Raw genomic sequence first — 19853 nt, forward strand, 5'->3', positions numbered from 1 at the left:
CTCACAAGGGGGTTCGCAGGCGGCGGTAACGTGTGAAAACCAAAAGACCAACACTGGACAACGCTGCACGCATCAGGCCCGTCATTCCGATGTAGAGCGCGGCAACGATCATGTAGATCTCAAAACTTCTGAATGTGAACGACTGGATGTACCAAGCAACACCCGTCAATTCCTCAGCCGAAATTTGATACATGATTGATGTTGAAAGCATCATCAGGATCGATTGTCCGACCAATGCCGGAAACACCCGTTCAATCGCCTGAGGCAACTCGATGGCTGTGATCCGCTGCAGAGGCGACAGCCCAAGGCAGTCCGCCGCTTCGATCTCTCCATGTGGCGTCGCTTCCAACCCGGCCCGGATGATCTCTCCAACATAGGCGGCAAAGTTGATGCTCAGCGCCAGGACGGCGGCCATGAAGGGAGACAACCGCAGTCCGAGGGATGCGAGCCCGAAAAAGAGCCAGAATGCTTGAATAAGGGATGGAGTGTTGCGGATGACCTCCACATACACGGCCGCGATGCGGGCGATTGTTGGGGATCCATAGACGCGGGCCAAGGCGCACAACACGCCAAACGCGGCCCCAGGGATCAACGACGCGACCGTCATCACGAATGTCCAGACGACACCCCAGGCGATTGCCGGCCAATAGTCGCTGAGGAAGCCGAAATCAAGCTCTCCAGCCATCGGAGCCTCCCGGTGATGAGCCGGAATGGCGCGCGGAACCCAACCGTCCGAGCGGTTCCAATCCGGCCGCCAGGAAGGCTTCGGCGGCCGGTTCACCCGTCAGATGATCGAGGAAGCGATGAGCCAGCTCGGGCTGGTCGGTCTGCGCGAACACCGCTGCGGCGAAATGGGTGTAGGCACCGTAGGGTTCCGGAAAGGGGCCGACGATGTCGGCCCCGGCGACCACCATAAGCTCGCTCATCTGCTGCACGGCCAGTTCAGCCTCACCGGAAATCAACAGTTCGGCCGTGAAGCCCTTGGGTATGACGATCGCCTTCCGACCGATTTCCCGGGAGATGCCAAGTCTCTCGACAAGAGATTTGAAGAAAATGCCGCTGGCACCGGATTGCGAGTAGACGATCGACTTTGCCGCGAGCAGCGCGTTGACGAAGGCGTCCGGTGTCGAAACATCGATAGCCTCGGTGCCGGCCCGCTTGGCCAAACCCACTGCCGTTCGCGCGACGATCACGCGGCTGTCCGGCAGCAGGGTTCGATTCCCGGTGAGTGCGTCGAGCGCCGTGTCGATCGCGACAATGACATCCGCCCTCCGCCCCGCCGCGATTGTCTGAAGAAGGACGGTGGTGGGATCGTATATCATGGCCAACCGGTGGCCGGACTGCGCTTCAAAGGCGGGCCCGATCCTCTCCTTGAGCGGACCGAGGATTCCAAGTGTGCTCATCACCGAGAGTGACCGGTTGTTCATGGTGAATCATCACCTTCCAATGTGGTGGGTGTGCCGGTGCATTGCGCAGGTCGATGCGCGGAATGGACTGAAGACGCAGCTGGTTGCCGGATGGAGCGAAGACCCGTTTCGCCCGTCGGCGTTGCCATCACCGGTTAAATATCCATGACATATACGAGTCCGTCAAGACGGAAGATCATGGTCGATAAGAATCTTAAGTAGACGCATGGATCACACAGGCTGAATGCCCGCAGAAGGCTGCTCGGGACAAGGCTGATGTCGCGTCCCCGCCGCGCCGGAAACGGAGGGACGCGTTGAAGCGCCAACGTGCAAATGCGTACGAAACGCAGTACGCGACGTGGATCGGCGACGTGGGTCGGCCGTCCCCGGAGGCTGGGTTCGGCGGAAAGGCCGATCGATCGTCGGGACCCGGCCCGTCAGGCCAGGGGTGATCTCAACTCGGACAGGTTGGGGCGCAGTGGACCAACCGACTTGTTTTGCAGCAGCCGAACCAGGCGACGTTGGGTGTATTTGGCATGATCCGGCAGCAATTCGATGAGCGCGGGCCGGTCACGCCTGGCGACAGCTTCGATGATCTGATTGTGCTGGTCGAGATTGGCGGCGAACTGTTCGGACTGGAATTCGGGATCCGCTTGTTCTGCTTGGTAAATATACACATTCAACCTGCGGACATGCCGATGCGTCGATTCGGCGAAGTCGTAAAACAGCGCGTTGCCGATGGTGTCATGCATCCGCAGATGAAAATCCTGGTTGAGCTGCGTGATCGCGAGAAAATCCCGACGCTTCACGCTGTCGGTATATCGGCGCTGGATCGCCATCAGGTCAGGAGCCAGCGACGGATCGTCCAGACGGCACATCTGACCGAGAATGGACTCGGCAAGCTGGTGCGCGACGACGATCTCGCCCATTTCGTCGAAGTCGAGTTTGCGCACATAAGTACCGCCGCGCTGCGGCATGATCTTCACGAAACCCTCCGCCACCAAGCGGTTGATGGCTTCCCGGGCCGGCGTCCTGCCCAGTTTGAAGCGGTCGATCAGGATGCGCTCGTCGATGCGGCTCCCCGGTTCAAGCGTCATGTCGATGATTCGCGAGCGGATCACATCCAACGCGGCGTCGGTCTGCGATATCAGGCGTGCGTCATCGGATGCGCTGCTGAACACCGTCCGGTGAGAGTCCTCGGTCACCGGTATGTCGGCCATCACCTTCCGCCCCCCTTGCCCGCGCCGTTTCGTGGTCGATTTCGGAGTTGTTTCTTTGGTCATGCCTGCCTCTTAGGGGCGCGTATATGTGTGCATCGCAAACGCCGGTCAAATACGGCAATTGCCACCATTCCTGTTGTGCCCGAGCCATCCCTGTTTGTCGATCATCAGTTTATTGCTGCCGCCCAACGGTGCGGGACGCGCTTGACGCTCTCGCTACGGAGGAATATACGTCGCATATACGAACCACATTCTGAGGCGAACATGCAAACCGCTTTCGAGTTGTTGGAAGCCGCAGCCGGGCGGACGGTCCGGCGCGATATCGGACGTCTTGTCGCTTTTTCGCAGGGCAACCTGGAGAAAGCCGCCAAATCCATTGCCGAGCATCCAGCGCCACATGTCGGAATCATCGCCGGCTTCTTCGTCCGTCATGCGGAACCGCCGTCGCCGGAAACCGACGGGCTCAATGGCCTGGGCCAGTTGGCCGCCGGGTTGACGGAAGCCGGCATCAAGGTGACGGCCATTTCCGACGCTCCCTGCGCCAAGGCTGTGTGGGCGGTAACCAAGGTCCTGCCGCACGATGTCGGGCTTGAGATCGTGTCGGTGAGTCCCCAGTCCGTTCGTCAGCTCCGCCACAAGCTGGAGGCGGACGAGTCACCGATCACCCATCTGATCGCCATTGAGCGTTGCTCCCTTGGTTCGGATGGCAAGCCGCACCGCGAGCATGGTTGGGATATATCGGGCGACACCGCGCCGCTCGACTATCTGTTCGAAGATGCCGGATGGAAGGCGCCCTGGAAGACCATCGGCATCGGCGATGGCGGCAACGAGATCGGCATGGGTGTCCTGCCCGCCGACATCGTGGAAAAGGATATTCCCAACGGGGCCTTGATCGCGGCGCGCACCGGCGCCGATTTTCTCATCGTGGCCGGTGTCGCCAACTGGGGCGCCTATGCGTTGCTGGCAGCAGTCGCCGCTGCACGTCCCGATCTCGCTCCCGCCCTGCTCAAGCATTTCAACGGGAAGACCGAACACGACATTCTGGACGCCGCCGTCAACATTGGCCAAGCCATCGACGACAGCCGCGTCGACCGCCCCGGTCAGCTCCAGATGACGATTGACCGCCTGCCGCTCGCCGATCACGTCGCGGTGGTGGAGGAGATGGCAGCGATCGTCAGGCCGTCCTAAGGCAAACCGCCGTCTGGCACCCGTCCACGCCGGCCCTTGGGATCGGAATGGACGGAGCTGGACCCACCAAGCCGGAGTTGCGCATGTCCATCCCCTGCCTTCGTTCCTTCGACGGGCGTCTCAGCGCGCACATTGGATTTCTGTTCACGGAACAAGCGTTCGCCGAGCGCCCGGAGGCGGCCCGCCGCGTCGGCTTTGGCGCCGTGGAGCATCCGAACCCGTTCGACACTCCGGCGCCGGAATTGGCGCGTCGCTTGTCGGATGCCGGGCTGCGCTTCGCGCAGACGGGGTTTCCCGCCGGTGACGTGACACGTGGCGAGAAAGGGTTCGCGGCGCTTCCCGAACACGTCGCCCGGTTCCGCTCGAGCGTCCAGCCGACCTTGGATTATGCCGAAGCCATCGGTTGTCGCCTTGTTCATGCAATGGCCGGCGTCAGGCCCGCCGACGTGGCGAACCCGTTGCTTTGGGAAACCTATCTCGAAAACCTGGCCTTCGCGGCCGACGCGGCTGCCACCAGAGGGATCGACATCCTGATCGAGCCAATCGGCCCGGGCTCCATCGCCAATTACATCATCGACGATCCCGGTTTGGCGATCACGGCGATCCATGACCTCCGGCGTCCCAACGTGGGGCTGCTGATGGACATCTATCATTGCGTGTCCCTGGGTCACGACCCGGTTCGGCTGATCACCGAACACGCGGCGATCATCAAGCATGTCCAGATCGCCGATTTTCCCGGCCGGCACGAGCCTGGTTCCGGCACCATCGCCTTCGATCCGATTTTCGAGGCGCTGAAGGCCGTTGGCTACAGCGGCTACATCGGCTGCGAATATCACCCATCGCTGACGACGGCCGCCAGTTTTTCATGGTTGCCGGCCGCTCCCGGCGATGCGGGAGCTCAATTCACAGGAGTGCGATGATGAGTTCCCCCCGCATTGCGTTGCTGCACGCGACCCCGGTGGCCATGGAACCGATCCATGACGCGTTCGCCCGTCTGTGGCCCGACGCCGAATTGGTCAACCTGCTTGATGACGGGCTGAGCGTCGATCGAGCGAGGATGAACGAACTTACCGAGCCGATGACCGAACGGTTTGTCAGCCTCTGCCGGTACGCCGAGAGCACCGGAGCGGACGGACTGCTCGTGACATGCTCGGCCTTCGGCCCGGCGATCGAGCGTGCCGCGCGCGACATGAGCATTCCTGTCCTGAAACCCAACGAGGCCATGTTCCAGGCGGCGATCAAGGCCGGGAACCGGATCGGCATGATCGCGACCTTTCCGCCTGCCCTGGCGACGATGCAGGAGGAATTCGCCGAGGAATCACAACGGCTGGGAGCATCGGCCCAACTCACGTCCATCGTCATTCCCGAAGCGATCGAGGCACTTCGCCACCATGACGTCGAGACGCACAACGGGCTGATCGCGGAGCGCGGGAAGCAGTTCGAGGGGTACGATGCCGTGATGCTGGCGCATTTCTCGACCTCGCGGGCGGCACCGCTCCTGCGAACGAAGATCGGTGCGCCCGTCCTGACCGCCCCGGACGCGGCCGTGGCCAGGATGCGTCAGCGCGTGCTTGGAACGTCGCCTCAAACCTTGGGAGGCCGGTGATGCTTCTTGGCGTGATTGCCGACGACTTCACCGGTGCCACCGACATCGCCAACACGTTGACCAAGGGGCTCCCCGGGTCATGTGGCCTGATGACGACCTTGTTCCTGGGAGTTCCGTCGAAGTCCGCCGATCCGGCCTGCCAAGCCGGCGTGGTGGCGCTGAAAAGCCGATCGATTGGTGCTGCGGATTCGGTTCGGCAATCCGTGGACGCATTGCGGTGGTTGCAGGCGCAAGGGTGCCGTCAGATCTTTTTCAAATATTGCTCGACTTTCGATTCCACCCCAGCCGGCAACATTGGGCCGGTCGCGGACGCTCTCAGCGATGCGCTCAACGTCTCGGGAATCGTTGTCTGCCCTGCCTTTCCTACAGCCGGACGCACGCTCTATAACGGGAACCTCTTCGTCGATGGGGTTCCGTTGGCCGAGTCCAGCATGCGCGCCCATCCGCTCACCCCGATGACCGACAGCAATCTGTGCCGCTGGCTTGGTTTGCAAACGGAGCATCCGGTCGGCCTAGTGCCATGGGAGATCGTGCGGCGTGGCTCTGGAGCAATCCGCAACGCGTTGGACGCCGCCGCTGCCCGTGGTGAGAGATTGATCGTCGTTGACGCGATCACGGACGAAGACCTTGTCGCAATTGGGCGATCCTGCGCCGACGCGCCGCTCCTGACCGGCGGCTCCGGGTTGGCGCTTGGGTTGCCGGACAACATCCTTCGGTGGTCGGATGCCGTGACGGACAGGCGGGATTTCCCGTTGGTCAGCGGCCCGGAGGCAATCCTCGCCGGCAGTTGCTCGAAGGCGACGTTGGCGCAGATTGCGCGGCATCGGATCAGCCACCCCGCCGTCAATGTGCCCGTGGCCGACGTCATGACGGGCAAGGTCGACGTGGAGCGCCTTGCTGCGTTCGTGCGTGAGAATTCCGGTCGGGCGCCCCTGATTTACTCGTCCAGCGAGCCGGAACAGGTCGTGGCGGCGCAGACGTGTTACGGCACGGACGCCGTGGCGAAATCGCTTGATGCGTTGTTTGCCGATTTGGCGTGCCGATTGGTTGAGGGCGGTCTCGCCCGTCTTGTTGTTGCGGGTGGTGAGACATCGGGGGCGGTGGTGTCGGCACTTCATCTCGACGCCCTGAGGGTTGGACCCGAGATTGCCCCAGGTGTTCCCGTCGTCGCGACCCACACCGGCCCAACGCTGGCGCTTGCCCTCAAATCCGGAAATTTTGGCGGACCCGACTTTTTCGAACAGGCGCTGCGGATGATGGACGTGGGTCCAGCGGTATCATTGACATCTCCAGGGAGCATGAGATGAGGGAGAGCGGATGGCGGGAAGAAATTTGTCGGTTTGGCCGATCTCTGTTTGAGCGCGGCCTGACGCCCGGCTCCTCGGGCAACATATCCTTGCGGTTAGACGACGGGGGCTGGTTGGTGACACCGACCAACGCGTCATTGGGCTTTCTTGATCCGGCCCGTTTGTCGCGGCTGGACTCCAGCGGCCGGTTGCTTTCCGGTGACCCGGCGACGAAAGAGATTCCACTGCACAGCGCCGTCTATGAGACCCGCCGGGAGAGCCGAGCGGTCGTGCACCTGCATTCCACACACGCCGTTGCCGTAACGATGTTGCCCGAGATAGACCCATCGGCGGTTTTACCGGCGATGACACCCTATTGTTTGATGAAAGCGGGCCAAGTCGCGCTAATCCCCTACCATCGGCCTGGAGACCCCGCCGTCGCCGACGCCATCCGCGGGCTGGCAGGGCGGTATTCATCCGTTCTTCTGGCCAACCATGGCCCTGTGGTGGCCGGAGAGTCGCTGGAGGCGGCGGTTTCCGCCGTCGAGGAGTTGGAAGAAACGGCGAAGCTTTATCTCATGCTGAGGGGGCTAAATCCGCGCTATCTTACTCCGCAACAGGTAGAAGATTTGGTGTCCAGCTTTGCGTTGGACCTTCCCGTGCATGATCATTCTCCTCACACATTGACTTGATACTTAGATTTTTAGTCGGCACCGTCAAGTTCGAGTTGGCAAGGTGGCCGGGGTGACGGTACAGGGCGGGGATGACGACGCGCCCCGATCCGATGTACGCCGGCTACCGCTTCCCTGCCGAGGTAATCAGCTTTGCGGTGTACCTGTACTTCCGCTTTCCGCTGAGTCTGCGCATGGTGGAGGAGTTGCTGGCCTTGCGCAGGATCACGGTCAGCCATGAATCCGTGCGCCAGTGGGGCCTGAAAATCGGCCGAACGATTGCCAGCCGCATCCGGCAACGGCGCCTCGCCCGCGGTGACAAGTGGCATTTGGATGAGGTCGTCATCAGCATCGCCGGCAAGAAGCATTACCTGTGGCGGGCCGTCGACCAGGACGGCTTCGTGCTCGACGCGCTCGTCCAGAGCCGGCGCGACACCAAGGCGGCCAAGCGTCTGCTGCGCAAGCTGCTCAAGAAGCAGGGCCGCGCTCCCCGTGTCATAGTGACCGACAAGCTGAAGTCCTACGCCGCCGCCAAGAGGGACCTGAAGCTGCGCTGCGAGCACCGCCAGCACAAGGGCCTTAACAATCGTGCCGAGAACAGTCATCAGCCGACCCGACGACGCGAGCGGCAGATGAAGCGCTTCAAATCACCACGGCATGTGCAGCGCTTTCTGTCCATCCACGACCCGATCAACAACCTCGTCCATCTCCGCCGCGATCATCGCTCAGCCTCCGAGTACCGCGCCGCCCGAATCTACGCGTTCGCCGCCTGGGCTGAGGTGGCCGGCGCGCCGCTGGCCGCGTAATCGTCCCGCCCAACGCACATTCCTGGTCAAACCGCGCCCCGCCCTCATCACCAGCGCCAACAACTTGACGGTGCCGCCCCGTCATCCACCCGGTCTCGGCAATCAACTGGATGTGGCAGTCGCGTTGGGTGGGCGCGGTTTCAGCCATGTTGCTGAGCACGGCATCGCGGTGCGGCGGCGCCACCACCGCGGCCTCAAGATGGCGTTCGTGGACCGCCGCATAGACCCCGCTTCGGTCATAGCCGCCGTTGTCGGTTACCGAGGCCATGGGCTCGGCGACGTGATCGAGCAAGTGGGGGCGCCGCTGCCTGCTCCCGGGCTGCCGTTATGAGGCTTGATGCAATCGGCATAGCTTCAGCCGAAAAGATCCCAGATCCCCACCGTCAGGAACGGGAAGGCGCACACTGCCGCCAGGACCACCAGCACGGCCGCGACGAACACGCCGACCTCGCGGAACACGGCATAGGGCTGGACCTTGGCGATCTGCGCCGAGATGAAGACCAGGATACCGACCGGCGGGGTCACGCCGCCGAGCTGGAGGTTGATGATCATGATGAGGCCGAGCTGGATCGGATCGATGCCCGCCTGGGTCATCAGCGGCAGGAACAGCGGTGCCGCGATCAGCATGGCCGGCGTCAGGTCCAGGAACATGCCCGCCACGAACAGCGTGATGTTCATGATCAGCAGCAGGCCGAACTGCCCTTGCGCGGTCTCACGCGCCCAGCCGATCAACTCCTGCGGCACACCCTCGGCGATCAGGATCCAGGCGAAGGGAACCGATGTCGCGATCAGGAAGCCGATCAGTGCGGAGTCCGTCGCGCAGTCGATGATGGCCCGGTAGAAGCTGCGCCAACCATAGGCACGATAGACGAATTTTCCCAGGATGAAGGCCCAGACCAGAGCCATGACGCCGGCTTCGGTCGCGGTGGTGATGCCCAGGCGGATGCAGCCCAGGATCAGCACGGCAATGGCCAGGGTCGGGGCTGCCTGCAGGAAGCTGCTCCAGACCACGCTGGCGGGCGCCCGTTTCTTGCCTCCCTCATAGCCGCGGCGGACGGCAAGGATGTAGACGACCACCATCAGGGCAATGGCGACCAGCAGGCCGGGAACGATGCCGGCGGCGAACAGGCGGGAAATCGACACATTGGAGACAGAGGCATACACCAGCATGGCGATGGCCGGCGGAATGATGTTCGGCAGGATCGACGAGACAGCCGTGATCGCGCAGGAGAAGGCCGGCGAATAGCCGCGCTTGATCATCTCCGGCACCGCGACCTTGGTGGTGCTGGCCGCGTCGGCTCCGGAAGACCCGGAAATGCCGCCGATCAGCACGCTGTTGACCACCACGACCTGGGCCAGACCGCCCCGGAAATGGCCGAACAGCGATTCGGCGAAATCGATCAGCCGCTCCGACAGGCGTCCGAGATTCAGAAGATAGCCGGAGGTCAGGAAGAACGGGATCGCCAGCAGGATGAACTTGGTCGACCCGGCGATCATGTTCTGCAGGATCGCCGGAGCCGGCAGCAGATCGGCGCTCCAGGTCGTGATGAACACGCCCAGCATCATGCAGAAGGCGATTGGCACACCGATCAGCATGGTGAGGAAGAACACCAGCGTCATCAGCAGGCTGGGCGACACATCCTGGAACGGCGACAGCGCCGTATCCTGCACGACCAGATACATGGCGCCGGCCAGCAGGACCGACCCGGCCCGCCGCAGCAGCCCGGCCATCGTCGTCTCGCCCAGCAGGAGGAACAGCAGCCCGATGCCGCCGGCCGCCGGCACGACACCATAGCGCAGGGCATTCGGCCATTGCAGCGTGGTGCTAACGCCGCCGATCCGGTCGGCCAGCTCGTAACCGCTGAAGGTGAACAAGAGGAGCGTCAGCGCCACCAGACTGTCGCGCAGGAAATCCACCGCCGGCCGCGCCGATGCAGGCAGATGGTCGACCAGCAGATCGACATGCACATGCCGCTTTTGCCGAATCCCGGTCGCGGCACCCAGGAAGATCAGCCAGGTGAAGGCCCAGATCGAGAACTCCTCGGTCCAGGTGAAGCCGCTGTTGAAGATGTAGCGTGCGATCACGCCCGCGAAGACGACGAGCGTCAGCGCGATCAGAACCACGAAGTTGACGGCTCCGACGGCGTTTTCGATCAGGCGGCAGACCGTTTCTCCCCAGGCCGGAGACGACCGGCCGGGCATTGTTTCAGAACTGGTGGCTTGGACTTCCGACATGATCGGACCTTTCCGATTGGCCAAATCCTTGGCCTAACGTCCCTGGGGGAAGCGCGGCGGTGCAGAACACCGTCCGCGCAAGCGATACCCCGCCCCGTCACTTCACCGCTTCGATTGCCGGGATCAGCGTGTCGGAACCCGGAATCTTCGGCGTGAACTCCGCCCAGACCGGCTTCATCAGTTCACGCCATGCCGCCTTGTCCTTCACCTCGTGGATGGTGGCGCCCTGGGCGACGGTCTTGGCGAGCGCCTCCTCGTCCTGCTTGGCCTGCAGCGGCACGATGTCCGCCTGCGCGTCATGCGCCGCCTTTTCGATGGCGGCCTGCTGGTCGGCGGTCAGCTTCTGCCACCACGGCTCGGACACCACCCAGGCGCCCATCGCGTAGATGTGGCTCAGCTTGGTGTAGTGCGGTGCCACTTCATAAAAGCGGAAGGTCAGATAATTGGTGGCCGTGTTGTCGAAGAAATCGACGACCCCGGTCTGCATGGCGTTGTATACCTCCGGCGCCGGGATCGGCACGGGATTGGCACTGACGGCCTTCCACAGCGCCACATGGATCGGGCTCTGGATCACCCGCATCTTCTTGCCCGCCGCATCGGCCGGGGTGACGATGGGGTCCTTGCTCATCAGCTGGCGGGCGCCGTTGACCGAGAAGCCCAGCAGATGGAAGCCCTTCTCGCGGAAGCTCTCGGACAGCGCCTTGGTCAGCACCGCGTTGGCCGCGACGGCATGCTGGTCGTCGCGGAACAGGAAGGGCAGGTCGAGCACCTGCACCTGCGGAACCCAGGTCGTGAACACCGAGCTGGTGATGATTCCCATCTGGATCGACCCGAGCCGGATGCCTTCCGCCGATTCCGACTCGGCACCCAGCAGGCTGTTCGGGAATATACGGATCTTGACCGCCCCCTTGGTGGCGTCCGACACCGCGTCGGCGAAGCGGGTCGCGGCGATATGCTTGGGGTTGCCCTCCTGAACGTCGAGCGACATGCGTGCAGTGGTGGCGGCGACGGCCGGCATCGAGATGCCGAGGGCGACGGCTGTCAGAGCCAGCCCTGCCAACAGAGCCTTCTTCATGGTTTTCCTCCTTTTGGGATTGTTTTGAGCGCGACTGGTCGCGACCGGAGTTCCGTCGGCAACGCGACCTGCCCGCCGGGAAGTGGTTCCGGTCACAAGGTGAAGAGCGGCTCGACGCTGCAATCGAGCAGACGCGGGTCGATGCGGGCTTCCAGCTCGTCGAACATGGCGTCGACGAACTGGACGATTTCGTCGGAAGCCTTGACCGCATCGTCGGCGCGGCGGTTGGCGATGGCGTCGGTCAGTGCCAGATGGCAGTCCACGCTGCGGTGGAGCGTCGCCTCGCCGCCGATGTGGTTCTGGTGCAGGAAGCCGATGCGCCGGAAGATCGTGTGCAGCGGACGCAGCGCATTGCCGACGAAGGGCTCGTTGCCGGCCGCCAGGATCAGGTTGTCGATGCTGCGGTCGAATTCGTTGAACTGGTCGATGGTGATCGTCGCCCGCCGTTCCCGCAGCACCCGTGACAGGTGCATCATCTGGTTGCGCTGCGTCGGCCCCGACCGTTCGGCGGCGAGGCGCACGACGAAGCGCTCGATGTCGCGGCGCAACTCCAGCAACAGCCGGTCGCGCGCAAGATCGATGGGAGCGATCTGGATGCCGTTGCGCGGGTTGACGATCACCAGCGTGTCGCGGGCCAGCATGCTGACCGCCTGATGGACAGGCGTGCGGCTGAGACCGGTGATATCCTGCAGATCCTGGATCGACAGCAACCGGCCGGGCGCCAGCGTGCAGTTGACCAGCAGCTCCTCGAGCTTGCCGTAAGCCAGCTCCAGCAGGTTGGCTTGATTGGCCCGCGCCTGCTTGCGGTCGATCGCGTCCCCCGGCCCGATCAGCACCGGCTTGCTGCGTCCACGTCCCATAACGCCGTCCTCCTTTACCGTAAGCTGCCCGCCATCGCTCATGCTCGGCATGCGAACAGTGGTACATTAAAACATGTTGTGAAATATCACAAACGGAAATAGGATGCCCTTGCATGCATGGCCATGGGCACGCGGGGGTCGCATCCTGCCCTGATCCTCTGCCATGCCTTTGATTTCCCGAAACTTCTTTCCTTACTCATCGCGGGACGGCTCATGAAAATCACCGCCATCGAAACCCTTCGCACCGAAGAGTTCGCCAACGTCCTGTGGGTGCGGGTCCACACCGATGCCGGGATCGTCGGGCTGGGCGAGACGTTCTACGGGGCCGGTGCGGTCGAAGCCCATCTGCACGACACGCTGTCCACGCGGCTGCTGGGCCGGGACCCGCTGCGCATCGAGGCGATCAACCGCGACATGGTCAACCTGCCTTTGGCGCAGTCTTCGACCGGCACGGAATACCGGGCGGCTTCGGCCGTCGACATCGCGCTGTGGGACCTGTTCGGCAAGGCCTGCAACCAGCCGGTCCACCAGATGCTGGGCGGCCTCTGCCATGACCGGGTGCCGGTCTACAACACCTGCGCCGGCTACGGCTATGTCCGCTCCCATCGCATCAAGCCGGTCGACACCTGGAACCTGGGCGCCAGCCCGGGTCCGTACGAGGATCTGAACGCCTTCATGTCGGACGCCGGCGGACTGGCCGAAAGCCTGCTGGAGCAGGGCATCTCGGCGATGAAGATCTGGCCGTTCGATCCCGCGGCGATCGAGAATGACGGTCGCTTCATCACCGCGGAGCAGATGAAGCGCGGCGTCGAGCCGTTCGAGAAGATCCGCAAGGCGGTCGGCGACCGGATGCAGATCATGGTGGAGTTCCACTGCCTGTGGAACCTGCCGACGATCAAGCGGATCGCCCGCGTTCTGGAAGACTACGAGCCGACCTGGTACGAGGATCCGATCCGCATGAATTCGGTCAATGCGCTGACCGAACTGGCTGCCTCGACCAGCGTGCCGATCTGCGCTTCCGAAACGCTGGGATCGCGCTTCCCCTACAAGGACATGCTGGAGGCCGGCGCCGTCGGCGTGGTGATGACCGACTTGGCCTGGACGGGTGGGCTGACCGAAGGACGCAAGATCGCCGCTCTCGCCGACACCTACCACCGCCCCTATGCGCCGCACGACTGCACCGGCCCGGTGGCCTATGCCGCCGCGGTCCATTCCTCGCTGTCGCAGCCCAACACGCTGATCCAGGAATCGGTGCGCGCTTTCTACACCGGATGGTACAAGGAACTGGTCACCGAGGTCCCCCGCATCGAGGGCGGTTATGTCTATCCGATGGAAGGGCCGGGACTGGGCACAGACCTGCTGCCCTCGGTGTTTGAACGGTCCGACCTGACCCGTCGCATCAGCTCCCTGGATTGAGGCCCCGCCGCCCGATGGAGACCCACCCCATGAAGACATCCCCGTTCGACCTTTCCGGCCGCACGGCCCTGATCACCGGCTCCGTCCGCGGAATCGGTTTCGCCTTCGCCCAGGGACTGGCGGAGGCCGGCGCCCGCGTCATCCTGAACGGACGCGACGAGGAGACGCTCGCCGGGGCGGTGACGCGGCTGACCGATCTGGGCCATGCGGCGGACGGCAGCCTGTTCGACGTGGTGGACGAGGCGGCGGTCGCCGCCGCCTTCACCGCGCTCGACGAGCGGGGAATTGCCGTCGACATCCTGATCAACAACGCCGGTATCCAGTTCCGCAAGCCGATGGTCGATCTGGCGCTTGCGGACTGGCAGCGCGTCATCGACACCAACCTGACCGGCGCCTTCATCGTCGCCCGCGAGGCGGCGCGGCGGATGATCGCGCGTGGGAGTGGCGGCAAGATCATCAACATCGGGTCGCTGACCAGCGAGGCGGCGCGGGCGACGGTGGCGCCCTACACCGCCGCCAAGGGCGGTATCAAGATGCTGACCCGGGCGATGGCTGCCGAATGGGCGCGCTTCGACATCCAGGCGAACGCCATCGGGCCGGGCTACATCGCCACCGACATGAACGCGGCCCTGCTTCAGGACGCCGCCTTCGATGCCTGGGTGAAGAACAGCAACCCGGCCCAGCGTTGGGGCCAACCGGAGGAACTGGCCGGGACCGCGGTGTATCTGGCGTCTTCGGCGTCGAACTACGTCAACGGACAGATCATCTATGTGGATGGCGGCTGGCTGGCCGTCCTGTGACACAATCGTCCTTGTGGCGTTGTCACGGGAATAGAGCCGGCGCGTAGACCCCCCAAATTTGCAGTTTCGCTCACGCTGCGGTGGTTGCGGCTTCCCAGCCGGCCACGGCCTGTACGCGGGGTGCAGCGAGAGATCAGGCGGAAACCAATGGCGGGCAAACGAGAGCTGCTGCATCCGAAGAAGATGATGTCAAGACCAGAGATCCGCCACTACTCCTGTGACAATGCCCAAACACCTGTCACGAAGGTGAGGAACTTGCAAGGCCGGATTGAACACGAACCCAAGACGTAAATCACCGCCGGATGCGCCTATAATCCTATCAATCCGGTTTGCCAACCGGAAGCTTCGCGCGGCCAGGAGGATCAGTTGCTGAAACCCATTAGCCGCTCACGGTTACTTGCGGTGCTGAGCGCTGATCCGATGGCACCCGTCCGGGTCTGGTCGGCACAACACCGTGACGCGCTGAGCGTGGCACGACAGACCGGCTGGCTGTCCGGTAATCACCAGTTTGCTTTTGGCCGACACACTGACGCCAGAGGACCAGCCGACGATCCTGATCACCCCAGCCCTTATGATTGGATGCGTGAAAGATTGGCGGAGTTGATGCCCCGTTTCTCGGGTGATTATCCCGTCTGGGGGTGGCTGAAGAGGCCGTCCACACGGCCGTCGATCTGGGGGAAAGCGGCGGGTGAGGCGACGGTCCTGGTCAGCGCCATTGTTCCTCGCCATCGCATCCTCCTCTCTGACTTCGACGACTGGCACGCTGTGTTGAACGACTGGTACCTTAGCCGGACGGAAGCGGAAGATAACGAGGTGGAAGCGGCCGGCGGGGCAACGCCGTCGCAGCGGCGGAAAAGTTGGCTGCGGGTTTTCGAGACCGGCCACCCGCGCTCGCCGGAGGAGATGCAGTGGCGTGGCCCAGGCCATTACGTACAGGCCTGCATCGACCGCGTTCATCTCAGCGAAATTGTCCACGTGTATGAACAGGTCCAGGCGCCACGGCCCCACGAACGTGGGGTGAACGGTCCTGCGACTGGTTGCGTCGGCGCAGAGCTTGAACGCATCGGGTAGAATGCTGAAGCGGTGAGCACGAGCACTGAGTGAGCCCGCGTGCCGTCGGCTGCGGAAGACAGGAGTTTGATCGTATGGCCGCTGTGCGATCGATCCGAAACGGCACGATCATCATCGCCGAGCACCATGAACCTGATCGGATCATGGACGCCACAGACCACCTCGCTCTGCTGAGCCATGTCCGCTCATTGCCGGCATTCGAACCGGGTTTGACCGTAGCAGAGCTTATACGATGCCTCAGGCCTTGGGCTGACGTGTTGTCGCGCTTGGGGTGGTGCGATTTCAAAGCCTGGGACCGCGCGTTGGCACTGCCTCACCTGGCAGGCTGCGGAAAAACGAACATATTCTGGCCTTTTTCCTCCGTTGAGGCTTAAAAATGGCGTTTCTAACGGCCGTTTTTATCGGAAATTGGGCGCCTTTTCGCGCTCCGAGGCCCCGGAACCGCCGTTTAGGCGGACTCCGGGCATGATTATGCCGCCGCCAGCAGCTTGGGCAGGCGGATCAGGTTGTAGGCGGCGGTCAGCGTGAACATCCAGCCGACACGGCCCGTGCCGCGATGGCGGGTCTTGCGCAGCCCGGCCGTCGATGGGCGAGCGGCGGTTGCGAGTGTTCTGGGCGACATGCGGAGCGGCGCCCAGTTGGCGCAGGTCGGCCACGAAATCCTTGGTGTCGTAAGCCTTGTCGGCACCCACCGTGATGCGGTGGCGGCCGGGGATGGCCTCGACCATGGACACCGCCGCTTCGCGTTCAGCCAGGCCGGTGGCCGCGGTGAGCCGGACATCCACCACCAGGGCGTGGCGGTTCTCCATCAACGCATGGTCCATGAAGGCCAGCTTCGCCGGTTGCCCGTTTCCCTTGCGGTACAGCCGCGCCTCGGGATCGCTGGTCGAGGCATGGGTCTCGTTGGACCGCTTCTCGCCATGGAAGTCGCGGTCGCTGTTGCGCCCCGGCCCCGGCGGCTCGCCGCTGCCGTCCTTGGGCCGGAAACTCTTCACCGACGCCCCGTTCGCCACCGGGTTCGAACCGGTGGCGTCTCGATTGCTCACCGATCAGCGTGCCGTCCACCGAGAAATGCTCGTCCGACAGCAGTGCCTGGACCTTCGGCCGGCCCAGCACGGTGGCCAGGAACTTGGCCGCCACATCGCCGGCCAGCAGGCGCTCGCGGTTGTTGGTGAACACGGTAACGTCACACACCGGGGCGTCCATAGAAGGCCGCAGCAGCTTCTCCGGCGCGATCGACGGCCGCCCGATCTTGGAGTACAGCCTCTCGAACGCCGACGACATCACCTCCAGCGCCTCGTCCACGATGGCCCGGATCGCCCGCAGAGGATGATCGGCCGGAACCCGAGCCTCACAGCTCACGTGGCTGAAAAGACCCTCGCTCCGCTCATCCGTGCCCCGCATCGTCCCCTCGACACCCGTATTCTCAACAACCACAAAGAATCACGACTCGCCGGCCGGGAGCAGCCCTTTTCCCGCAGCCTGTTAGATCTCCTCCTCCAACCCTCCCTCCCCTCTCGATGCGTCATAGGCTCGCTGTGCTCTTTCCATCGCGGAGCCGTTGGCGAGCGACCAGTTGTAAAGGGCGGCGAAGGGTTCGCGCAGCGAGCAGCCAAGATCGGTAATCGTGTACTCGACGCCGATCGGCTGCGTCGGCAGGACTTTGCGACTGACGAGGCCGTTGCGCTCCAGACGCTTCAATGCCTCGGACAAAGCCTTGTGGGTGATGCCGTCGAGACGGCGCTTGAGGTCGTTGAACCGCGCCGGCTGCGTGCAGAGGACGCTCAGGATCAGCACCGTCCACTTGTTGGCGATATGTTCGAGGATGGGCCGCGTCGCGGTGACATCGAGCGGCAGATCGAGCACGTCTCTGGCCATGGGTATACACCTCAATATCTAGGCACTATCTGGTATCTGAGCACCATCAGGTGCCTTCTTGTAATTAGATATAGGAATGATAGCTGTTCGTCATCACCAGCGATGTGAGGACGTATGAGCGGGCTTTCAGGAAAAATCGCCATCGTGGTCGGTGGCCATGGCGGCATCGGTGGCGCCATCGCAGAGCGGTTCGCGGCGGAAGGCGCCACGGTTTACGCCACCAGTCGTCGCGCCGAAGAGGGAGAGGTTGAGCTTGGGGCCGGCAGGCTGCACTCGCGCCGCGTCGATGCTTCCGATCTGACGGCGCTCGCCGCCTTCTTCGAGGCGGTGGGCAGCGAGGCCGGGCGGGTGGACGTGCTCGCCGTCAACGCCGGCATCTCCGAGTTCGCGACCCTCGACGGCATCGGCGAGGATCATTTCGACCGGACCTTCGGCCTCAACGTGCGCACGCTGCTGTTTGCCGCCAAGGCTGCGGCGGCGATCATGCCGGATGGCGGCTCGATCGTGCTGGTGGGCTCGATCGCCGGCGCGATCGGCACCAAAGGCTATGGCGTCTACGGGGCCACCAAGGCCGCCGTACGCTCGTTCGCGCGGACCTGGGCCAACGAGCTGGCGCCCCGCAACATCCGCGTCAACGTCGTGGCACCGGGGCCAACCGACACCGCCATGATGGCGGCGGCGTCAGACGAGGTGCGCGAGACGCTGACGACGCTGATCCCGCTCGGCCGTATGGGTCGTGCCGACGAAGTGGCCTCGGCCGCACTGTTTCTCGCCAGCGACCAAAGCAGCTTCATCACCGGGGCCGAGCTGCCGGTCGATGGCGGCATGGCGCAGGTCTGATCCGTGCGCCGCCGGGAGGATCTGAGACTGTGGCGCTGACCCGGCCTCAGATCCTCCCGGCGGTCGAACCGGGTGCTGCCGTCGGCTCAGACCTGGTGCGACGCCTGACTGGCCCGCGCCGCGACGTTGTTGCAGCGAGGTGAGGATTGCGGATGGCGGGGTGGCATCGTAGGGGAGGCGTCGTTGACCTTTCCCTGTTCTGATCCAGCCGATGCCGTTCAAAGGCAACGCCGCGCGCCGTCATCACATCCCCAAGCAGCGATACAGGGTTCGCAACTGGCAGAAGTATGATGCTGCGCTGCGAGCGCGTGGCAGCCTGACCGTGTGGTTCAGCGACGAGGCCGTGCCGCCGCGCTCCACCGCGGTGCCGAGCGATAGCGCGCAGAGCGATCCGACACCGCGGGACCGGCATCCGCAGGCCATCGCTGACGGTGGTCGCAGGGCATGGCAGGCAACATCCGGCTAAAACTTGCGCGCGCTCGTGGAGGCCATCTTCAGCCGCTACAAACACGTGATCGGGGATGGTCCGCGCTTCCATACCGACGACCGGCGGCAGACCGGGATCGGCGTCGCCGTCCCGGTCCTGAACCGCATGCTCGACCTCGGACGCCCGGACTCCATCCGCATCGTGTAATCAACAGCGTCAGCCACGCCGTCAGAAGCTCCACCGCCTCGATGCTGCAACGTCACCTGTCGCGCTCCCCTCGATTGACGTTGCCCTTGGCAGTCAGCGCAAGACTGGCAGGCCTTCCGCCAGCAACGCCCCGGCGCCAGGAACTGCGGGGGTCAAACCCAGACGGGAGAGCATGCCGTACACGGTGCAGACCGCCGTGGAAACGGTAGGAATGCCAAGCATCTCCTCGATGGGGCGGATCGCCGGCAGGGATGGCATCTGCACGCAGGCCGAGGCAACGACGACGTCCGCCCCGGCCGTCTTCAGCGAACGCACGTCCTCGACCAGCCGCATGGGGTCCCGGCGGCCGACCTCCAAATTGTCGGCGATCTCGAAACAGCGCCAGTCGATCACCTCGATCCCTTCATGCTCGATGTAAGCCACCACCAGTTCGGTCAGGGGACGGGTGTAGGGTGCCATCAGGGCGATGCGGCGCGCGCCGAGCGCCTTCAGCCCTTCGACCAGCGCGCCGGCCGAGGTCATCACCGGCGCCGCGCAGTGGTTCGCGTGGGCGATTTCAGCCAGTTCGCGCTCCACTATGCGGTGGTGGCCGAGGCCCATCGCCATGATGGCGACGAGGCAGGCCGTGCTCATCACGTCGACGCGGGCGTCGGCGAGTTCGGCGGCACAACGCAGCCCCTCGCGGTTCATCGCCTCCAGCTCCTCCTTCACCACCCGGTGCATGCGCATCCGGCTGGAATGGAAGGTGAAGCGTTCCGGCAGCACCGCCTCGCGGGCGCGCAGCATGGCCGGGATTTCGGTTTCCATGGTCGTGTTGGAACTGGGCACGATCTGCCCGATGCGGTAGGTGCGGGTCATGAT

20 protein-coding genes and 1 pseudogene are annotated in these 19853 nt (G+C 63.8%); 12 read left to right on the forward strand and 9 right to left on the reverse strand.

From position 1 onward, the window contains the following. Position 1: 1 nt before the first annotated feature. From TSH64_RS28430 to TSH64_RS28440, 3 genes are all read right to left on the reverse strand, one after another. On the reverse strand, positions 2-685 hold the full coding sequence (locus TSH64_RS28430; protein WP_109450237.1) for an amino acid ABC transporter permease: 684 nt from the start codon (positions 683-685) through the stop codon (positions 2-4). Next, positions 669-1427 (reverse strand): substrate-binding domain-containing protein, encoded by a 759-nt coding sequence (locus tag TSH64_RS28435; protein WP_109450239.1) that lies wholly within the window; start codon positions 1425-1427, stop codon positions 669-671. The genes TSH64_RS28430 and TSH64_RS28435 overlap by 17 nt, the downstream gene beginning before the upstream one ends. Positions 1428-1843: 416 nt before the next feature. Further along, positions 1844-2689: a GntR family transcriptional regulator gene (locus tag TSH64_RS28440; protein WP_199237688.1), complete on the reverse strand. Its 846-nt coding sequence runs from the start codon at positions 2687-2689 to the stop codon at positions 1844-1846. 201 nt (positions 2690-2890) lie between these two features. Between TSH64_RS28440 and TSH64_RS28445 the strand changes: the two genes are divergently transcribed. From TSH64_RS28445 to TSH64_RS28470, 6 genes are all read left to right on the forward strand, one after another. Beyond that, the gene (locus TSH64_RS28445) at positions 2891-3814 is read left to right on the forward strand and encodes a glutamate cyclase domain-containing protein (protein ID WP_109450243.1); all 924 of its coding nucleotides are present in this window, start codon (positions 2891-2893) and stop codon (positions 3812-3814) included. A gap of 83 nt (positions 3815-3897) precedes the next feature. Next, entirely contained in the window at positions 3898-4734 is an 837-nt protein-coding gene (locus tag TSH64_RS28450; RefSeq protein WP_109450245.1) for a TIM barrel protein, read from the forward strand. Then, a complete protein-coding gene (locus TSH64_RS28455; RefSeq protein WP_109450247.1) occupies positions 4731-5420 on the forward strand; it encodes an aspartate/glutamate racemase family protein in 690 nt (229 codons plus the stop codon). Before TSH64_RS28450 ends, TSH64_RS28455 begins: the two co-directional genes overlap by 4 nt. Continuing rightward, complete coding sequence (otnK, locus tag TSH64_RS28460) at positions 5420-6727, forward strand: 3-oxo-tetronate kinase (RefSeq protein ID WP_109450249.1); 1308 nt, start codon at positions 5420-5422, stop codon at positions 6725-6727. The genes TSH64_RS28455 and otnK overlap by 1 nt, the downstream gene beginning before the upstream one ends. Beyond that, positions 6724-7398, forward strand: coding sequence for an aldolase (locus TSH64_RS28465; RefSeq protein ID WP_109450251.1), 675 nt, complete (start codon positions 6724-6726; stop codon positions 7396-7398). The genes otnK and TSH64_RS28465 overlap by 4 nt, the downstream gene beginning before the upstream one ends. Positions 7399-7469: 71 nt before the next feature. Continuing rightward, the gene (locus TSH64_RS28470) at positions 7470-8183 is read left to right on the forward strand and encodes an IS6 family transposase (protein WP_109450253.1); all 714 of its coding nucleotides are present in this window, start codon (positions 7470-7472) and stop codon (positions 8181-8183) included. Between the two features lie 354 nt (positions 8184-8537). Here TSH64_RS28470 and TSH64_RS28475 read toward each other — a convergent pair whose 3' ends face one another. The 3 genes from TSH64_RS28475 to TSH64_RS28485 all read right to left on the reverse strand — a co-directional run bounded on the left by TSH64_RS28475 (position 8538) and on the right by TSH64_RS28485 (position 12353). After that, positions 8538-10418, reverse strand: coding sequence for a TRAP transporter large permease subunit (locus tag TSH64_RS28475; RefSeq protein WP_109450255.1), 1881 nt, complete (start codon positions 10416-10418; stop codon positions 8538-8540). Positions 10419-10515: 97 nt separating this feature from the next. Then, positions 10516-11493, reverse strand: a complete 978-nt coding sequence (locus TSH64_RS28480; RefSeq protein WP_109450257.1) for a TRAP transporter substrate-binding protein — start codon at positions 11491-11493, stop codon at positions 10516-10518. A gap of 92 nt (positions 11494-11585) precedes the next feature. Next, positions 11586-12353 (reverse strand): GntR family transcriptional regulator, encoded by a 768-nt coding sequence (locus TSH64_RS28485; RefSeq protein WP_109450259.1) that lies wholly within the window; start codon positions 12351-12353, stop codon positions 11586-11588. Between the two features lie 213 nt (positions 12354-12566). On the opposite strand from TSH64_RS28485, the gene TSH64_RS28490 reads away from it, so the two are divergent. The 3 genes from TSH64_RS28490 to TSH64_RS28500 all read left to right on the forward strand — a co-directional run bounded on the left by TSH64_RS28490 (position 12567) and on the right by TSH64_RS28500 (position 15640). Beyond that, positions 12567-13769, forward strand: coding sequence for a mandelate racemase/muconate lactonizing enzyme family protein (locus TSH64_RS28490; protein WP_109450261.1), 1203 nt, complete (start codon positions 12567-12569; stop codon positions 13767-13769). A gap of 29 nt (positions 13770-13798) precedes the next feature. Continuing rightward, entirely contained in the window at positions 13799-14569 is a 771-nt protein-coding gene (locus TSH64_RS28495) for an SDR family oxidoreductase (RefSeq protein ID WP_109450263.1), read from the forward strand. 366 nt (positions 14570-14935) lie between these two features. After that, a complete protein-coding gene (locus tag TSH64_RS28500) occupies positions 14936-15640 on the forward strand; it encodes a DUF3841 domain-containing protein (RefSeq protein WP_146208078.1) in 705 nt (234 codons plus the stop codon). A 469-nt stretch (positions 15641-16109) separates the two neighbouring features. Here TSH64_RS28500 and TSH64_RS28505 read toward each other — a convergent pair. Together TSH64_RS28505 and TSH64_RS28510 are read right to left on the reverse strand one after the other, a co-directional pair. Next, positions 16110-17044 (reverse strand): annotated as a pseudogene (locus tag TSH64_RS28505) (IS5/IS1182 family transposase). Between the two features lie 81 nt (positions 17045-17125). After that, entirely contained in the window at positions 17126-17518 is a 393-nt protein-coding gene (locus TSH64_RS28510) for a helix-turn-helix domain-containing protein (protein WP_109450266.1), read from the reverse strand. Between the two features lie 114 nt (positions 17519-17632). On the opposite strand from TSH64_RS28510, the gene TSH64_RS28515 reads away from it, so the two are divergent. From TSH64_RS28515 to TSH64_RS36035, 3 genes are all read left to right on the forward strand, one after another. Further along, positions 17633-18358 carry an SDR family oxidoreductase gene (locus TSH64_RS28515; protein ID WP_109450267.1) on the forward strand — a complete coding sequence of 242 codons (726 nt, stop codon included), beginning with the start codon at positions 17633-17635 and terminating at the stop codon, positions 18356-18358. Between the two features lie 211 nt (positions 18359-18569). Beyond that, entirely contained in the window at positions 18570-18824 is a 255-nt protein-coding gene (locus tag TSH64_RS36030) for a hypothetical protein (RefSeq protein WP_199237690.1), read from the forward strand. A gap of 3 nt (positions 18825-18827) precedes the next feature. Next, positions 18828-18992, forward strand: coding sequence for a hypothetical protein (locus TSH64_RS36035; RefSeq protein WP_199237691.1), 165 nt, complete (start codon positions 18828-18830; stop codon positions 18990-18992). A gap of 93 nt (positions 18993-19085) precedes the next feature. Here the strand turns inward: TSH64_RS36035 and TSH64_RS28525 are convergent, their stop codons facing one another. Continuing rightward, positions 19086-19850, reverse strand: coding sequence for an Asp/Glu racemase (locus TSH64_RS28525; protein WP_282188128.1), 765 nt, complete (start codon positions 19848-19850; stop codon positions 19086-19088). Between the last annotated feature and the right edge of the window lie 3 nt (positions 19851-19853).

Source organism: Azospirillum sp. TSH64 (assembly GCF_003116035.1).
Lineage (GTDB): Bacteria > Pseudomonadota > Alphaproteobacteria > Azospirillales > Azospirillaceae > Azospirillum.

Excerpts from the sequence above, each read along its gene's own strand:
- TSH64_RS28430 (WP_109450237.1), bottom strand. The coding sequence starts at position 685 with ATGGCTGGAGAGCTTGATTTCGGCTTCCTCAGCGACTATTGGCCGGCA.
- TSH64_RS28455 (WP_109450247.1), top strand. The coding sequence starts at position 4,731 with ATGATGAGTTCCCCCCGCATTGCGTTGCTGCACGCGACCCCGGTGGCC.
- TSH64_RS36030 (WP_199237690.1), top strand. The coding sequence starts at position 18,570 with ATGCCGTTCAAAGGCAACGCCGCGCGCCGTCATCACATCCCCAAGCAG.
- TSH64_RS28470 (WP_109450253.1), top strand. The coding sequence starts at position 7,470 with ATGACGACGCGCCCCGATCCGATGTACGCCGGCTACCGCTTCCCTGCC.
- TSH64_RS28485 (WP_109450259.1), bottom strand. The coding sequence starts at position 12,353 with ATGGGACGTGGACGCAGCAAGCCGGTGCTGATCGGGCCGGGGGACGCG.
- otnK (WP_109450249.1), top strand. The coding sequence starts at position 5,420 with ATGCTTCTTGGCGTGATTGCCGACGACTTCACCGGTGCCACCGACATC.
- TSH64_RS28445 (WP_109450243.1), top strand. The coding sequence starts at position 2,891 with ATGCAAACCGCTTTCGAGTTGTTGGAAGCCGCAGCCGGGCGGACGGTC.
- TSH64_RS28480 (WP_109450257.1), bottom strand. The coding sequence starts at position 11,493 with ATGAAGAAGGCTCTGTTGGCAGGGCTGGCTCTGACAGCCGTCGCCCTC.
- TSH64_RS28450 (WP_109450245.1), top strand. The coding sequence starts at position 3,898 with ATGTCCATCCCCTGCCTTCGTTCCTTCGACGGGCGTCTCAGCGCGCAC.
- TSH64_RS28475 (WP_109450255.1), bottom strand. The coding sequence starts at position 10,418 with ATGTCGGAAGTCCAAGCCACCAGTTCTGAAACAATGCCCGGCCGGTCG.
- TSH64_RS28465 (WP_109450251.1), top strand. The coding sequence starts at position 6,724 with ATGAGGGAGAGCGGATGGCGGGAAGAAATTTGTCGGTTTGGCCGATCT.
- TSH64_RS28435 (WP_109450239.1), bottom strand. The coding sequence starts at position 1,427 with ATGAACAACCGGTCACTCTCGGTGATGAGCACACTTGGAATCCTCGGT.
- TSH64_RS28510 (WP_109450266.1), bottom strand. The coding sequence starts at position 17,518 with ATGGCCAGAGACGTGCTCGATCTGCCGCTCGATGTCACCGCGACGCGG.
- TSH64_RS28525 (WP_282188128.1), bottom strand. The coding sequence starts at position 19,850 with ATGACCCGCACCTACCGCATCGGGCAGATCGTGCCCAGTTCCAACACG.
- TSH64_RS28515 (WP_109450267.1), top strand. The coding sequence starts at position 17,633 with ATGAGCGGGCTTTCAGGAAAAATCGCCATCGTGGTCGGTGGCCATGGC.
- TSH64_RS28440 (WP_199237688.1), bottom strand. The coding sequence starts at position 2,689 with ATGACCAAAGAAACAACTCCGAAATCGACCACGAAACGGCGCGGGCAA.
- TSH64_RS28495 (WP_109450263.1), top strand. The coding sequence starts at position 13,799 with ATGAAGACATCCCCGTTCGACCTTTCCGGCCGCACGGCCCTGATCACC.
- TSH64_RS28490 (WP_109450261.1), top strand. The coding sequence starts at position 12,567 with ATGAAAATCACCGCCATCGAAACCCTTCGCACCGAAGAGTTCGCCAAC.